The sequence below is a fragment of the Metabacillus sp. Hm71 genome, assembly GCF_051842955.2.
Taxonomy (GTDB): Bacteria; Bacillota; Bacilli; order Bacillales; family Bacillaceae; genus Metabacillus.
Window position 1 is genome coordinate 787,442 of sequence record NZ_CM200278.1, and the last position, 16,410, is coordinate 803,851.

Annotated in this window: 14 protein-coding genes, 1 tRNA gene and 1 pseudogene; 13 read left to right on the forward strand and 3 right to left on the reverse strand. The window is 38.2% G+C overall.

The window, feature by feature from the left end:
- The first annotated feature begins 10 nt into the window (after positions 1-10).
- The 9 genes and pseudogenes from ACSVDH_RS03995 (at position 11) to ACSVDH_RS04035 (ending at position 10,574) form a co-directional block, all read left to right on the forward strand.
- Positions 11-805 carry a Nif3-like dinuclear metal center hexameric protein gene (locus ACSVDH_RS03995; RefSeq protein WP_439248523.1) on the forward strand — a complete coding sequence of 265 codons (795 nt, stop codon included), beginning with the start codon at positions 11-13 and terminating at the stop codon, positions 803-805.
- 84 nt (positions 806-889) lie between these two features.
- A pseudogene (gene uxuA, locus ACSVDH_RS04000) lies at positions 890-1,972 on the forward strand (mannonate dehydratase).
- 183 nt (positions 1,973-2,155) lie between these two features.
- Positions 2,156-2,749, forward strand: coding sequence for a TetR/AcrR family transcriptional regulator (locus ACSVDH_RS04005; RefSeq protein ID WP_439248524.1), 594 nt, complete (start codon positions 2,156-2,158; stop codon positions 2,747-2,749).
- A 24-nt stretch (positions 2,750-2,773) separates the two neighbouring features.
- The gene (locus ACSVDH_RS04010) at positions 2,774-3,115 is read left to right on the forward strand and encodes a DoxX family protein (protein ID WP_439248525.1); all 342 of its coding nucleotides are present in this window, start codon (positions 2,774-2,776) and stop codon (positions 3,113-3,115) included.
- An 875-nt stretch (positions 3,116-3,990) separates the two neighbouring features.
- The gene (locus ACSVDH_RS04015) at positions 3,991-4,881 is read left to right on the forward strand and encodes a carbohydrate ABC transporter permease (protein ID WP_439249129.1); all 891 of its coding nucleotides are present in this window, start codon (positions 3,991-3,993) and stop codon (positions 4,879-4,881) included.
- Positions 4,881-5,708 carry a carbohydrate ABC transporter permease gene (locus ACSVDH_RS04020; RefSeq protein WP_439248526.1) on the forward strand — a complete coding sequence of 276 codons (828 nt, stop codon included), beginning with the start codon at positions 4,881-4,883 and terminating at the stop codon, positions 5,706-5,708. Before ACSVDH_RS04015 ends, ACSVDH_RS04020 begins: the two co-directional genes overlap by 1 nt.
- Before the next feature lie 105 nt (positions 5,709-5,813).
- On the forward strand, positions 5,814-7,100 hold the full coding sequence (locus ACSVDH_RS04025) for an ABC transporter substrate-binding protein (RefSeq protein ID WP_439248527.1): 1,287 nt from the start codon (positions 5,814-5,816) through the stop codon (positions 7,098-7,100).
- A gap of 99 nt (positions 7,101-7,199) precedes the next feature.
- Positions 7,200-8,993 carry a sensor histidine kinase gene (locus ACSVDH_RS04030; protein ID WP_439248528.1) on the forward strand — a complete coding sequence of 598 codons (1,794 nt, stop codon included), beginning with the start codon at positions 7,200-7,202 and terminating at the stop codon, positions 8,991-8,993.
- Entirely contained in the window at positions 8,994-10,574 is a 1,581-nt protein-coding gene (locus tag ACSVDH_RS04035; RefSeq protein ID WP_439248529.1) for a response regulator transcription factor, read from the forward strand.
- 46 nt (positions 10,575-10,620) lie between these two features.
- On the opposite strand, the gene manA is transcribed toward ACSVDH_RS04035, so the two are convergent.
- Positions 10,621-11,568, reverse strand: a complete 948-nt coding sequence (gene manA, locus ACSVDH_RS04040; protein WP_439248530.1) for a mannose-6-phosphate isomerase, class I — start codon at positions 11,566-11,568, stop codon at positions 10,621-10,623.
- Between the two features lie 262 nt (positions 11,569-11,830).
- Between manA and ACSVDH_RS04045 the strand changes: the two genes are divergently transcribed.
- Positions 11,831-11,904 (forward strand) — tRNA-Gly (locus tag ACSVDH_RS04045).
- Positions 11,905-12,332: 428 nt separating this feature from the next.
- Here the strand turns inward: ACSVDH_RS04045 and ACSVDH_RS04050 are convergent.
- Positions 12,333-12,998, reverse strand: coding sequence for a B3/B4 domain-containing protein (locus ACSVDH_RS04050; RefSeq protein WP_439248531.1), 666 nt, complete (start codon positions 12,996-12,998; stop codon positions 12,333-12,335).
- 94 nt (positions 12,999-13,092) lie between these two features.
- On the opposite strand from ACSVDH_RS04050, the gene queG reads away from it, so the two are divergent.
- A complete protein-coding gene (queG, locus tag ACSVDH_RS04055; RefSeq protein ID WP_439248532.1) occupies positions 13,093-14,229 on the forward strand; it encodes a tRNA epoxyqueuosine(34) reductase QueG in 1,137 nt (378 codons plus the stop codon).
- Positions 14,230-14,256: 27 nt separating this feature from the next.
- On the opposite strand, the gene mscL is transcribed toward queG, so the two are convergent.
- Complete coding sequence (gene mscL, locus ACSVDH_RS04060; RefSeq protein ID WP_439248533.1) at positions 14,257-14,637, reverse strand: large conductance mechanosensitive channel protein MscL; 381 nt, start codon at positions 14,635-14,637, stop codon at positions 14,257-14,259.
- Between the two features lie 145 nt (positions 14,638-14,782).
- Here mscL and ACSVDH_RS04065 point away from each other — a divergent pair, with 145 nt between their 5' ends.
- Both ACSVDH_RS04065 and trmL read left to right on the forward strand, forming a co-directional pair.
- Positions 14,783-15,673 (forward strand): amidase domain-containing protein, encoded by an 891-nt coding sequence (locus tag ACSVDH_RS04065; RefSeq protein ID WP_439248534.1) that lies wholly within the window; start codon positions 14,783-14,785, stop codon positions 15,671-15,673.
- A 126-nt stretch (positions 15,674-15,799) separates the two neighbouring features.
- Positions 15,800-16,282 carry a tRNA (uridine(34)/cytosine(34)/5-carboxymethylaminomethyluridine(34)-2'-O)-methyltransferase TrmL gene (trmL, locus tag ACSVDH_RS04070; RefSeq protein ID WP_439249130.1) on the forward strand — a complete coding sequence of 161 codons (483 nt, stop codon included), beginning with the start codon at positions 15,800-15,802 and terminating at the stop codon, positions 16,280-16,282.
- Positions 16,283-16,410 lie beyond the last annotated feature (128 nt).

Genomic DNA, 16,410 nt, shown 5'->3' on the forward strand with positions numbered 1-16,410 from the left:
GTTGAGCGGCATGACCATCTTGATTCAAGATGTGCTGGATAAACTAACTGAACCTGTTGAAAAGCTTGAAACAACCGTTGATAAGCTTTTATTTGGGAATCCCTCCACAGAAGTGAAAGGGATCATCGTTACATTCGTGGCTTCACATTATGTTCTGCAGCATGCAATTGATTTGGGGGCAAATTTAATTATCAGCCATGAAGGAATTTTTTACAGTCATCATGAAAATGTTGAGCATTTGAAGGATGATCCGGTATATATGGAAAAAAGAAGGCTTATTGAGCAATCGGGTACTGCGATTTACCGGTTTCACGATTATGTGCATAAATACCAGCCAGACGGCATTATGGAGGGTCTCCTTCAAGCATTAGATTGGAATGCATCAATTGAAAAAAATCATCCAACATCTACGATCCTGGTCATACCTTCAATGACCGTTAAAGAAATTGCTGAGTATATAAAAGGAAAACTTGGAATTCCGTTTGTCCGTGTAATTGGCGATTTGTCATTAAGATGCACTCGAATCGGATTGTTAGCAGGATACAGAGGTGGAGGGAACCTGACCATACCATTAATTGAGCAAGAACATCTTGATTTGATTATTTACGGTGAGGGGCCTGAGTGGGAGACTCCTGAATATATTCGGGATGCGCATGTTCAAAACAGAAAAAATGCAGCTATTCTTATTGGGCATGCCGCTAGCGAGGAACCAGGAATGAAGCATCTTGCAGAAAGAATGAAATCCTTATTTCCAAGCCTTCCAATTCACTTTATTCCTGAAAAGCATCCTATTCAATTTTTATGACTGGAGATTTACCAAAACTTATTTAAAGATCACTTTTCAACATTGCAGACTAACCTTTATCAAAAGAAAGGGAGGTTTTTTTATGTGAAAATCATATTTCGATGGTTTGGCAATCAAGATGATACCGTTACACTCGATCAAATCAGGCAAATCCCTGGGATGGATGGGATCGTTAGTGGTCTGCATGATATTCCTACCGGGGAAATATGGCCGCTTGATCAAATACTTGCTTTAAAGAAAGAGATTGAAGACAAAGGGTTGAATTTGGAAGTAATAGAAAGTGTCAATGTCCATGAGGATATCAAGCTGGGACTTCCTACTCGCGACTATTATATAAAAAATTATCAGGAAACGATCGAATTTGGCACAAACTGGTATCAAGGTTATTTGTTATAAATTTATGCCTGTATTTGACTGGACGAGATTAGAGCTTTGCTAAGGAGTTACCAGATGGATCTACTGTTCTCGCATATGAAAAAGCAAAGGTGGAGGGGGTTAACCCTGAGGTTATCATAAAAGAAATTGAAAACTCGTCAAAAGGCTTTTCAATGCCAGGATGGGAACCAGAGCGCATTAAAAACATAAAGCGCGCATTTGAGCTCTATAAAGATGTAACCGAGGAAGATTTATTAGAGAATCTGCGATACTTTTTAGAACGAATTATCCCGGTTGCGGAAGAATATGATGTCAAAATGGCAATCCACCCAGATGATCCGCCATGGTCCATTTTCGGCTTACCAAGGATCGCCATATGTGTAAGGAAAATCTAGAACGAATTGTCAAACTAGTAGATAGTCCATACAATAGGTTAACCTTATGCTCAGGGTCGCTTGGGGCCAATCCGGAGAATGACATTCCTTCGATCATGAGGCATTTTTCAGCAATGGGACGGATTTCATTCGCCCATATTCGCAAAGTGAAAATCTATGAAAATGGTGATTTTGTTGAAAGCTCTCACCTCTAAGAGATCGTAAAAGCATTGCATGATACCGGATTTACTGGCTATATTCGTCCTGATCACGGACGGATGATCTGGGTGAACAGGCCCGTCCTGGTTACGGACTCTATGATCGTGCCCTTGGCATTATGTATATTTTAGGAATTTGGGATAGCTTGGAGAAGGTAAAACAAGCACAACTGAGTGCTGGAGATCAATCGAAAGCATAATTGAGTTATTTTATTCTGCGATCTAGCGATTAAGCTAGGTCGTTTTTTGTATTTACGAGTATTTTTATAAAGTTAAGTTTTGGAAAAAATATTGACGTTGTATTTATTTACCAGTACTATAAAATTATACAATGTTACTCATGAGTAACATTATTGGTAAGTAATATGAAAGTAGGAGCTCGTATGTCCAAAGAAAAAGGATTAAAAGGAAAAGAGAGTAAAGCACGGATTAAAGCAGCCGCCGCCTGTGAGTTTGCTAAACATGGATTTCATCAGACAAAAATCAGTAACATTGTGAAGCGGGCAAGCTTAACACAGCCTGCGTTCTATCTCTATTTTTCTAGTAAGGATGCCATTTTTAATGAGCTTGTTCATGAATTTCGGACGAAGCTATGGAAATTAATTGAAACCCAGCGGTTATCTCCGCTAATGGAAAAAGATGAACTTATTAAGCAAATGACTGCATCTATAGAAAAATTATTTGAATTTTTTGCTGAGGACCCAAATTTAACCCGAATTGGTCTAGTACTCGCCCCTGATTCAGAGATATTTAAAGAAAAACTAATAAGATTACTTGCGGACAACCTACACTTTGAGCAGCGTTCAGGAACATTTCGTTTAGAATTGTCGATGGAGATCGTAGCTGTCTGTATTTTTGGGATGATTGAGCAACTAATTTTTCAGTGTTTATTAAAAAATAAGAGCAATCCCAAAAAATTAGCGGAAGAGGTTGTGAAGTTGGTGATGAGCGGCATGATGGAATTTGGCTCAGCATAATTTGAACAAGGAGTGAAAAGGAATATGGCGATAAAGATCCTTCAACTTGTATTAATGGTGTTTATAGGGCTGGGTGGAGTAATCAAAATCATTAAACCAACTTTTCAGATTGAACATTGGAGTCTTTATCAATACCCAATGTGGTTTATGACGGTGACGGGCATAATGGAGATCATGGCTTCTCTTGCATTAATACTGGGTTATTGGAATCGTTATTACGCACTTATTGGATGTTCAATTATCATCGTGTTAATGCTTGGAGCGATCTATACTCACATTATTAGAGTACGCCAAGCTCTTGCCATGGCTATTCCTTCAACACTTTGTCTACTACTGGCTATTATTATTTTTGTTCGAAATTACTAGATAAATAGGAAAAAGCGCCTTAAATTCAAAGGTGTTTTTTTATTAAATTTATTGCCAAAGGGACAACCAGCCTTACAAACTAATTGGATAAAATCAGGGTAAAAAGTACCTTATTCTCAACATTCCCGAAAAATTTTCAAAAGAAAGAATTCGTTGATAATGGAAAAAAGAGTCTTTAATAGGACAAATCCCTTGATAAATGGCTAGGAGCTGTCCAATAGAGCAGGTCTAAAGGACAATCCCCTCGATGAAAAGATTGAAAATGTCCACTAGAGCAGGTCTAAAGGACAATCTCCTTGATGAAAAGATGGAAAGTGTCCGAAAGAGCGGTTCTAAAGGACAATCCCCTTGATGAAAAGATGGAAAGTGTCCGAAAGAGCGGTTCTAAAGGACAATCCCCTCGATGAATAGATGGAAAGTGTCTAATATAGCGGTTCTAAAAGACAACTCTCTCGATGAATGGGTGAAAATTGTCTAATAGAGCAGGCATAAAGGACAAATCCGGCACTGAATAAAAAGAAAATGTCTAATAGAGCGATTCTAAATGCCGCCCCCATAATGAATAGATGAAAAGTATCATTGAATAAAACCCACTACATTAGCTAGAAGCGTTTTTCTGTTTTCCCATCATATTTCCGACGATCCGTACTTCAAATCGATAAAAGAAAATCACAGCTTGTTTGTTTAAGAGAAAGTCAAAGGTCAAAAATGTGCACCTTTTTAGTCAACACAGTTGATCCAAACATTTGCTGATGGGCCATATAATTAGATGTAGGAAAGCGCTTGCAAATTAGTTGTTGGGTGGTGTCAATGAAGTGGGTACAAAATTAAATACGAATGAACTAGATACAAAGGAACATTATGTAAATGTAGAAATGCAAGCAAAACGAAAGGTAAAGCTAAATAAGATCTTGTCTTATGCAGCTTTCGTAGGACCAGCACTTTTATTTTTTCTATTCGTGCAAATTATTCCGTTTTTTATGGGGGTTTATTACTCGTTTACATCATGGAATGGTGTTAGCTCGGTCGTAGAGTGGGTTGGCTTAGAAAACTATATGACGATCTTTACCGATGATCCTAAGTTTTTTAACTCATTTCTATTCACGACAAAATTTATGCTGGCAGCAGTTATCATCAGTAATGTGATTGGTTTTGGGCTGGCATTAATGTTAAATGCAGCATTAAAAACGAAAAATATTTTGCGGACAGTCTTTTTTATTCCAAATGTAATCGGCGGACTTTTACTAGGATTTATTTGGCAGTTCATTTTTGTAAAAGGCTTTGCATCAATAGGGAATTTAACGGACATAGGATTCTTTAAGCTGCCATGGCTGGGTGATGAGGCAACTGCATTTTGGGGAATTGTCATTGTGTTTGCATGGCAAACGAGCGGTTACATGATGGTCATTTATATTGCAGCCTTGCAGGGTGTAGATACCTCGTTGCTTGAAGCGGCAAAAATGGATGGAGCATCAAACTTGTCTGTTTTAAGGAAAATCATTATTCCGTTAATTTTACCGGCGTTTACCATTTGCTTCTTCTTAACAATTTCAATGGCATTTAAAATATTTGACCTGAACCTTTCTTTAACAGGCGGCGGGCCATTTAATTCAACAGAATCGGTAGCGATTAATATTTATCAAGAAGCATTTATGAACAATCGATATGGATTAGGTACAGCAAAGTCCATTCTATTCTTTATCATTGTCGCAGTATTTACAACATGCCAAGTTATGTTTACGAAGAAGAAGGAGGTTGAAGCATAATGAAAAAGAACTATTCGGCTGGCACCTTCCTCCTTGAGATTTTTGCGATCATTCTTGCTTTACTTTTCCTTGTACCGTTTTACTTTGTGATCATCAATTCAGTAAAAGGGTTTTCGGAAATTTTAATTGATGCAGCAGCATTGCCTAAGGAAATCTTGTTTAGTAACTATGCCAAGGTTTGGGAGATTATTAGCTTCCAAGACGCATTCCTTAATTCTTTGATCATAACGGTTTTTAGTATTGCGGGAATTGTAGTGATCAGTTCAATGGCCGCTTGGAAAATGGTTCGAACACCAGGAAAAACGAGCAAATTCTTATTTATCCTTTTCGTATCAGCAATGGTTATTCCATTCCAAACCGTTATGATTCCACTTATGAAGCTTGGCGGAATGCTTGGAATTATGAACAGTATACCGGGAATCATCATCATGTACTTTGGATTTGGCGTTTCGTTATCACTCTTCTTATTCCACGGGTTTATAAAAACAATCCCGCAGGAAATTGAAGAGTCTGCTAGAGTTGACGGCTGCAGCCAGTTTGGCGTATTTTGGAGAATTGTCTTCCCATTATTGAAACCGATTACTGTAACCGTCATCATTTTAAATACGCTATGGATTTGGAATGACTACTTACTGCCGCTGCTTGTGCTGCAGGATGCAGGATTACGAACGATTCCGTTAGCAACGAGCTCGTTCTTTGCCCAGTACACAAAACAATGGGATATGGGCTTGGCCGCATTGGTGCTGGGGATTGCGCCCATCATTGTCTTCTTCCTGTTCTTGCAAAAGCATATTATTAAAGGGATTGCAGCAGGTTCGATTAAATAGGAGTCATCAAAAGGGATATAAAATGGGGCTGTTTCAATACGAATGAGACAATCCCGTTTATATAAAAATAGAAAAAAGCATAGAGACTAAGGAGGTCAATACGTAATGAAGAAGTTCTTTCTATTATGTATGTCAATGCTGTTAGTATTAGGGGTATTGGCAGGATGTGCATCAAATAAAACACAGGAAAACACAAGCGGAAATGCAGATTCTGGTTCAGGTGATGGAGAGGTTGTTACACTAAACTTATTCCAATTTAAAGTAGAAATCGCAGATCAGCTTCAAGCAATGATCGATGAATTTGAAAAGGAACACCCAAACATTAAAGTAAAGCTTGAAAGTGTTGGCGGTGGAGCGGATTATGGTGCAGCGTTAAAGGCTAAATTTGCCTCAGGTGAAGAGCCGGACATTTTTAACAATGGCGGATTTAAAGAACTTGATCTTTGGAAGGAGCACTTAGCTGATTTATCAAATGAGCCATGGGCTGAGCATGTCCTCCCGATTGGTAAAGTTCCAATGACAGATGAAGATGGCAAGTTATATGGAATGCCAGTGAATCTTGAAGGATATGGATTTGTTTATAACAAGGATTTATTTAAAAAAGCAGGTATTACTGAGACACCTAAAACTCTTTCTGAGTTAAAAGACGCTGTGAAAAAGCTTGATGCTGCAGGAATTAAAGCATTCTCCGCAGGCTATGGCGAATGGTGGGTTATTGGACAGCATTTATTAAATATCCCATTTGCACAGCAGGATGATCCACAAGCATTTATTAAAGGTTTGTATGACGGTTCCGCTTCATTTGTTGGAAATGAGCAATTTAAGCAATTCAAAGATATCATTGATATGGAAGTTAAATATGCGAACGGAAACCCATTAACAACAGATTACAATACACAAGTAACCCTATTTGCTTCCGGTGAAACAGCGATGCTGCAACAAGGTAACTGGACAGAAAATATGATTTATGAAATCAATCCTGAAATCAATATGGGACTCTTGCCAATTCCGCTTAATGATGATGCGAATGCAGATGTTTTACCTGTAGGTGTACCTAATAACTGGGTAATTAATAAAAACTCTGAGCACCTTGAAGAAGCAAAAACATTCTTAAATTGGATGGTCTCTTCTGAAACAGGTAAACGCTATATCACAGAAGAATTTGCCTTTATCCCAGCATTCGATAATATTGAAGCATCCGGATTAGGTGATTTAGGTCAATCCATCCTTGACTATTCAAAAGCGGAAAAAACAATTCCTTGGACTTGGTTCCAATGGCCGGATGGTGCAAATAAAGAGTTTGCAGCAACGATTCAAGAATATGCAGCAGGTAAAATCGATTATGAAACAGCATTAGAAAAATTCCAAGCAACTTGGGATAATATGAAGTAAAGTGAATGTTGGGAAGCATGTCTTTTATGGGCATGCTTTTTAGCTATAATAAGGATAATAAAAGCTTATCATGCCATTCTGAAGATAAGGAGGTTCTTCATGGTTAAAACGAGCATACGCAAAAAGCTGATTGTTCTTCTCCTACTCATTACAATCGTTCCATTTGGAACCTCAATTGTCATCACCTATTTATATACGAAAGAGTCGTTAAAAGATGAGTTTGTTCAGGAAAATGTCAATCTTCTCTATCAGGGAAAGCTAAATTTGGAAGGCTATATTGAGGAATTAAAAAATCTAACCATATCGTTTTATAATAATGTAGATTTTATGAGTTACCTGCGAAATCCCGGTCAAGAAGATGATTACTTGGCAAAGGAAAGTGTCAAAAATGTGATGCTAACCATGCTTTATGCCGAAAAGAATATTAATCGAGTGAATATAGCAATTGAGGAAGATCGCCAAAATGTGTCTGTTTCAAAACGATCTGGTGTCGTGTTTTCTTCATTAAAAAACGGGGATCGAGAAAATTTTCAAAAGGCAAGAAATAATCCGAATTATATTTATATCGAACCTATGCATATTTTGCAAGCCGATCGTACTGAGGAAGATCAAAAACAGCGAAGGGATGTATTTACCTTGCACCGGGCATTAATTGATGTTCCTTCAGATCATTTGCTAGGCTATATTTCATTGGATATCGCACCATATAAAATTTCGGAAATAAGTGAGAAATTATATGTAAAAGACAAAGAGGAATTTTATATTTTAAGTCCGGAAGGAGAGCTTATTTTTCGCTCTAATTCCGAAGTATCGGAAAATGAAGAATGGATTACAAAGTTAATTAATATGTCGCAGCCAAATGGAACAATGGAATGGCAAAAAGATAAATTTCGGGGCTTGATGATTTATGAAAAGATTGCTGAATCATCGGGAGGCTGGATTTTGGTCAAGCGCATTCCGTATACGTCGGTGTTTGAAAGCGCCTTGAGTGTTGCCAAAATCAATATTATGTTCGGGATTGTTGGGTTAATTCTTGTCATTCTGGCGACATTTTTTGTTTCCTTTAAAATCACTTCGCCGATTCGAGTATTGCTTCAAAATATTAAAAAGGTTGAAGAAGGCAATATGAATGTCCACTTTGAATCACTTGGAAATGATGAAATCGGTGTGTTAGGGGATAGATTTATCCAAATGATCGGTAAAATCAATCACCTTATTAATCGGGAATATAAGCTTGAGATTGAAAATAAGACAAATCAATTAAAGGCATTGCAATCACAGCTAAATCCGCATTTTTTATATAATTCATTGCAATCAATCGGCACCTTGGCCTTAAAGAATAATGTACCTCAGGTGTATACCCTTGTTACACATCTTTCGAAAATTATGAGATATGGCATGAATATGGATGAGGATTTTGTTCCTTTAAAAAGAGAAATCGATTATATAAAGGCGTTTTTATTATTACAAAAGGAAAGGTTTGGGGAGCAATTCGAGTATTCCTTACAGATCGAACCTGAAGCCCTGGCAATAAAGGTTCCAAAGATGATTCTCCAGCCAATCATAGAAAATTATTTTAAACATGGCTTTGATGGCAGCGATGATACAAAAGGCCAATTATGGATCATCGGAAGGGTAGAAGGTGATACACTCATTATAGCCGTTCGTGATAATGGAAAAGGAATAAGTGATAGCCGGCTTCAAGAAATCTATCAGTCCTTTAACCAAGAAAAACAAAAGATGAATAACAAGGGAACAAATATTGGGCTAAGAAATGTTTATTTTCGTCTAAAATTGTATTTTGATGAGCGAGCTGAATTTCATTTGCAAAATCTTGATAGCGGAGGGCTTTTCGTGACAATTAAACTTCCAGTTGATAGGGAGGTTAACTAAATGAAAGCAATTATTATTGATGATGAGAACCATGTAAGAGACGGCATTAAGCTGCTGGGAGAATGGGAACGACTTGGCATTCATGAAATTTTTGAGGCGAAAGATGGGGAAGAAGCGAAAATCATGATTAAAGAGCAGCGACCTGAAATCATCTTTACCGATATGAATATGCCAAAATTAGATGGAACCAGCCTTTTAAAATGGCTGCATGAATCCAAAATTACGAGCAAAATTATTGTTGTAAGCGGCTATGATGATTTTCATTATATGCGAAATGCGATTACGTATGGAAGCTTCGATTATATTTTAAAGCCGATCGAACCGGAAATTTTAAATGAAACCTTGGAAAGGGCGATTAAGGACTGGAAGAAGCAAGCCCTGATGAGGGAATCCACATTAGAAAATACAAAGGTAATGAATGAGATCAAACCATTATATTGGGATCATTTATTCACTGGGATGATCAATAAACCAACGATTCCTTCTGAAGCGAGGGAAAGGGTTCAAAAAGAATTTGGAATTGATATTACAAAGGAAAATTTCACCACCGTATTGGGTTCCATTCATCCGATTATATCAAAGAGCTTTGCTGGGGATAGGGATTTGGCGTTTTTTACTATTTTAAATATATGCAATGAAATCGTTTGGTCCAATCGCAGTGGAGTATCCTTCAGAAATGTTAATAAGGAAGATGAAATTGTTATTGTTTTGTGGAAGCAAACAGATCAGCAGGGATTACTTCAGAAAATCCAAACATGTATTTTAACGTGTTGTCAGATGAATGTTATATTTGCAGTAGGTCATTCATCACAGCAGCTACATGGATCGTATCAATCTGCTCAGCAAACAATGCTGAAGCATGATTTGCTGTCAGCTGCGAAAAAGAGAATTGTTTCTTATGAAGAGATTCGCTCAAGCTCATTGCTTCATCTATTAGATTATACGCAGGAAATCATGTGGGCCTTACAAAGCGGAAGTATTGAGCAAATGGATCAGGTGCTGAACAAAATCTTTACAACCCTTCAAACCGCCCATATTATCTCCCTTGAGCAAATACAAGCGTGGGAAAATCAATTTGATTTATTAAGAAAGAATTGGTTAAAGGAATATCAAATTAACGAGGACATTTCCTTCTATCATAGCAAGGACTATTGGGAAGAGGACGGCTCCTTTTCGTTTGAGAAGTTTAAGGATGAGAAGCGAAAGGAATTTCATGAACTTATTCATTTTTTATTTCGTGTTAAATACCAAAAAGAAAAAAACAGCATTCAAGAAATCGAAGCGTATATCAGAAACAATTATGAGCGTGATATCACCTTACAAGAAATCGCCGATCGCTTTTATTTAAGCCGCGAATATATTTCAAGAAGGTTTAAATCCGAATACAATGAAACAATCACAAACTATCTCACAACCATCCGAATTGAAAAGGCCAAGGAGCTCCTGGAAAATCCGCATTTGAAAATATATGAAATTTCCTTTAAAGTCGGCTACCAAAACGAAAAATATTTCAGTAAAGTATTTAAAAAAATTGTCGGACTGACGCCGAATGAATATAGGGTATCGGTTATGTCGAAATAATAAAAGGGAAAGTTCCCCAATAACAAGGGGGACTTTCCCAAATTTTTTATAGATAAGAAGCGATAAAATCAGCATTCCCTTTTAGGCTGAATTCACCAAAGCCATTAGGTAATAGGAAATGATCGCCTTTTTTATAGGAATAGGTTGATCCTTGGTGCGTTAATTCACCTTCGCCTTCAATGACACTAACTAATGTAAATGGTTTGTCCTGAGTTAGTGAAACTGTACCGGATAGGCTCAATTTTTGAACGGTAAAATAAGGACATTCTACATATGTTGTGATGGCTGCATCATCAATTTGTTCGGTTTTTGGTGATACTTCAGTATGTGAGGATGGTGTTTCTGTTACCTCAATGCTTTTCTCAATATGAAGCTCGCGCAGGTTTCCTTCTGCATCTTTACGGTTAAAGTCAAAAACACGATAGGTTGTGTCAGAGTTTTGCTGTGTTTCTAAGATGATCGTACCAGCTCCAATTGCATGGATTGTTCCGCTTGGTACGAAGAAGAAATCGCCCGGCTTGATTTTTACTCTACGTAATAGCTGATCCCATTCTCCTTTTTCAATCATGTTGACTAACTCTTCCTTCGTTTGTGCATGATGACCGTAAATGATTTCCGCGCCTTCTTTGCAATCAATTATGTACCAGCATTCTGTTTTTCCTAGTTCACCATTTTCATGGACCTTAGCATATTCGTCATTGGGATGCACTTGGACAGATAAATCCTGGTTGGCGTCAAGGATTTTCGTTAATAGCGGGAAGCGGTCTCCCTCAATATTTCCGAATAATTCACGATGTTTTTCCCAGAGTTCGCCTAAGGAAACTCCTGCATATTGTCCGTTTTTTACCACGCTTTGTCCGTTTGGATGTGCGGAGAAAGCCCAGCATTCACCAGTAGTATCTGAAGGGATATTATAATGAAAGGAAGTTAATTGTGTTCCACCCCAAATGCGATCTTTAAATATTGGATTAAAAAAAAGTGGTTCTCTGCTCAATATTATAGGCCTCCTTAGAAATTTTACCTTTCTATTTTAAGCTAAAAAGCTTGGAAAAGCATACCTTTTTAAACGAAATAAGACTTTCGCCCTTTACCCCGACAGTTTGAAAAAGAAAATTCAAAATACCCCTTGATAATTTTGTGAACAGATTATATACTAATTAAGTAACTTTTCCGACTGTCATCGACATGCTTCGACAATTTTATCAAAAAGATTGTTGAATTATCTTTCTTTTTTTGTTATAATAGATCATGTTCTTGCGGGTGTAGTTTAGTGGTAAAACCTCAGCCTTCCAAGCTGATGATGAGGGTTCGATTCCCTTCACCCGCTCCATACATAATAATCGTGTGCAACGCAGTGTTTCGTTTCTCAGATAAACGAGGCATTGCGTTTTTTAATTTAGAAAAGCGGAAGAAGTCAACATCGAATCGCTATCGCTCTTCGTGTTTCCTTTACCGCACCTTAACGGGCAGTAAGAGTGTATGCCTTAGAAAAATATTGATTAAAACTGCCCGTAAAGGTCCGATAAGTCTCGCTAACCATCAGTAGGAAAAACACTACTGATGGTAGTCTCGCTTTATCTCATACGGAGTGCTCTTTTTTCTACGTCGCTGAGCAAGGCGCTTCATGCGAGGAGGGGGAAGTTCATTAGTCGCTAGAGCTGGCAGTTAAAAACGCGACGTCCTGTCGCACTAACTGCACTTGCACGTCCTGTGCTTCGGAGCTAGACACAAACTCCTAAATACTTTTTACTATGCATTCTACCCAAGAACCTCATAAACCGCTTCGCCGCCATGTATTTGCGTGAACATGCTTGACAATGCTTGTAATAGCTGGTTAGCCTCGTCTTTTTGAAGAGATGGCTGGAAATAAATGAGATGAAGCGCATTACGTGTGTTTTCGGTCACAGCGGATCGTTTTGAATCAACATATGGACTTCCAAACGGTCCTTGCTGGTCAGCAGATAAGAGTTTCTTTGCTAAGGAAACCTCGCGTTCATTAATCGCTATATATGAATCCTGTTCAGTTCCAATTTTAATCAGGATAGTTCCATCAAGCTGATCGGCATCATAAATGCCTAATGGGATTTGATATTGCAGAGAAAGAAAATTATTCAGATCCACTGCTGAGTTGACATTATGTAAAAATTGTTGTTTCTGTACACGGCGATATAATGCTTCATTAGATGGTCGGTAGCGATTTGGATCTGTGCCAACAGATTTAAACAATTTTCTCCATTCGTTTATTGCCGGAATGTCAGTGACTTTTTTATCTGCATAATCAAAATAAAGGGATTCTTGAAATAATCGCAATCTGCCTTTTAGCATTTGCGGAGAGTCAGAGACTTGAATATCGTGATAACGGACAATGCCAATTTTAAAATCAGGTATTACTTGCTTTACTTCATCACTAATTTGAATTTCCATTATTTTAACCTCCACATGGTACTGTAGTTATTTTACCATAATGAGAGGAAGGAATCGTCTGATCCGCATCAACTAAAAGAAAGGAGGGAAAGGAATGAATATAGAGCAATTTAAACAAGAAGTGATTGCTTATAGTAAAGAAATCGGCATTGATAAAATTGGGTTTACAAGTGCCAATATGTTTGAGGAGCTGAAGCAGCGGCTTATCACACAGCAGGAGTTGGGCTATCAATCAGGCTTTGAGGAGCCGGACATTGAGAAACGAGTCACACCTGTTAAGCTGCTGCCAAAAGCAAGTTCGATTATTTCCATTGCTCTTGCATATCCTTCTAAAATGAAAAATGCTCCTAAAAGCACGAGAGAGGATCGGCGCGGAATTTTTTGCCGTGCTTCATGGGGGCAGGATTATCACACGATTTTACGGGATCGGTTAAGTAAACTGGAAAGCTTTTTGAAGGAAAAAGTGCCGGATATCCAGGTGAAATCAATGGTTGATACTGGTGAGCTTTCAGATCGGGCTGTTGCAGAACGGGCGGGAATCGGCTGGAGCGGGAAGAACTGCTCGATTATCACGCCCGAATTTGGTTCCTATGTTTATTTAGGAGAAATGATTACGAATTTTCCTTTCCCTCCTGATACACCGATGGAGGATCAATGTGGCAGCTGTAGAAAATGCCTTGATGTTTGTCCGACTGGCGCTCTTGTTCAAGGCGGCCAGCTTGATTCTACAAAATGCATCGCATTTTTAACGCAAACGAAAGGGTTTTTAGCTGATGAATATCGCACGAAAATTGGGAATCGGATATATGGCTGTGATACTTGCCAAACCGTCTGCCCTGTGAATAAAGGGAAGGATTTTCATTTTCACGAGGAAATGGAACCGGATCCGGAAATCGCCAAGCCAAAATTAAAACCGCTGCTTACGATGAGCAACAGGGAATTTAAAGAAAAATTCGGCCATATCTCTGGTGCATGGCGCGGGAAAAAACCGCTGCAACGCAATGCGATCCTTGCACTTGCTCATTTTAAAGACACAACGGCACTTCCGGAACTCATCAAATTAATGCATGAAGATCCAAGACCAGTCATTCGCGGAACGGCAGCATGGGCTATTGGAAAAATAGGCGGAAATGATGTTGCTGAAGAATTGCATCAAGCTTATGAAAAAGAGATGGATGAAGATGTAAAAAAAGAAATCAAGAAAGGCTTAGCCTTTGTTGAAGAAAAATAAAAAGGTGGCAAAGACGCCACCTTTTATTTATTTCTTTTCTTCTTTTAAAAGATCTCTAATTTCAGTTAAAAGCTCTTCTTTCTTATCTACTTCCGGAACTGCCGGTGCTGCACTTTCTTCTTTCTTTTTAAAACGGTTAAAGAATCGAACAACTAAAAAGATCGAAAAGGCGATGATGAGAAAGTCGACGATTGACTGAATAAATTCCCCGTATTTTATAGCAGCCTTTCCTACTGTTAAGGAAAGATGGCTAAAATTAATCCCGCCCATTAATAGCCCAACAGTTGGCGTGATGATATCTTCTACGAGGGAGGTAACAATTTTACCGAACGCCGCCCCAATAACAACGGCCACCGCTAAATCCAACACATTTCCTTTCAGTGCAAACTTTTTAAATTCCTGTAACATATGTATTCACCTCTAGTTTTTATTCCGACCCTAGTATAAAGGTAAAAAAGGATAAGGACAACCTGATTGTTACCTATTAATGATTTTAACGAATTTCTCAGCAGCATTCACATACCCTTTAGTAAATAAGGATGGTGGTGAGATCATGAAGCAAAAGCTTTTTGAGTTACATGAGAGGAAGCTTCAAATGCTTATCAATAAAAAACCGATTAAAAATGATCGGAATGATGAAGAATTCCATGCGTTCGAGAGAAGGCTTCAATCAAATGATAAAAGGAAAACTGAAATTGTAAAGGGGAGCACCACAGTAAGAATTACAAAGATTGAAGACCAATCTATGGATTTAAAGAATGCCTTGTATACATGTCACTATAAATGGTTAAATAAACAGTATGACCGTTTTTTTCTTGAAGAACGAATCGAGCATCGTAAAGCTCGTTTTTATCGCGATGAGCTTGTTGACGATCGGATCGTTGATTTTAATGAGATAGGAAATGAGCCAGCACCTTCTGCCGACGACCAGCGAAGCAAGGAATCATTTGTTTATGACAGGCTTGCAGCTGTACAGTATGCGGAGCGTTGGTGGAATAGTGCAAATCCAGCTTATAAAAATTTTGATGTCAACTGCACAAATTTTATTTCTCAGTGTCTTCATGCAGGCGGAGCACAAATGCGCGGCTATCCAAATCGCTCCTCCGGCTGGTGGATGCAGCAGAATAATTGGAGCTTTAGTTGGTCAGTGGCAAATTCAATGAGGAGCTTTTTTCTCCATTCCAAAACTGGGTTAAGGGCAGAGGTTGTTGATTCAGCAGAACAATTAATGCCAGGTGATGTGATATGCTATGATTTTCAGGGTGATGGCCGTTATGATCACACAACCTTTGTTGTCGCAAAGGATCAGGGAAATATGCCGCTGGTGAATGCACAAACGTATAATAGCCGGATGCGTTATTGGGCCTATGAGGATTCAACCGCTTATACCCCGAATATAAAATATACATTTTTTCGTATCATAGATGATACGAGTTCGAAATAACAATGGTATAATTTCATTTGGTAACAATAATAAGCAGACTTTTGCTTTTTAAACGTCCAAAGGTGGAGCAAGCGAAGCGAGCTTTAAAGCATGCGCTCATCCCCCTTTCCACATAATGTAGATGAGGTGAAAAAATTGGCTTTACATGTAGTTTTATATCAACCAGAGATTCCTGCAAATACAGGGAATATTGCTCGTTCTTGTGCAGCAACAAATACAACTCTTCATCTAATCCGTCCGTTAGGGTTTTCAACAGATGATAAAATGTTAAAACGTGCCGGATTGGATTATTGGGAATTTGTTAACGTGATTTATCATGATTCTTTAGATGAATTATTTGAGGGGTATAAGGATGCAGAATTTTTCTTTTTAACAAAATTCGGCAAGCAGCCACATACAACATTTGATTATAGTGATGTTGAAAAGGATTATTTCTTTGTGTTCGGACGGGAAACAACCGGACTGCCAAAGGATTTGCTGGAGGCAAATATGAACAGATGCTTGCGCCTGCCAATGACAGAGCATGTTCGTTCATTAAATCTTTCGAACACAGCAGCGATCTTAATTTATGAAGCGTTAAGACAGCAAAACTATCCTGGCTTAACATAAGAATCAATGTCTTAAAGGCAATCGGTCATTCACCGATTGCTTCTAGTCCAACTTCTTACCTCTTACTTCAAGAAGAAGAATCTTTGCATTTTTCTTTTTCACATGAACAAAAAGGCTTTTAAAAACAG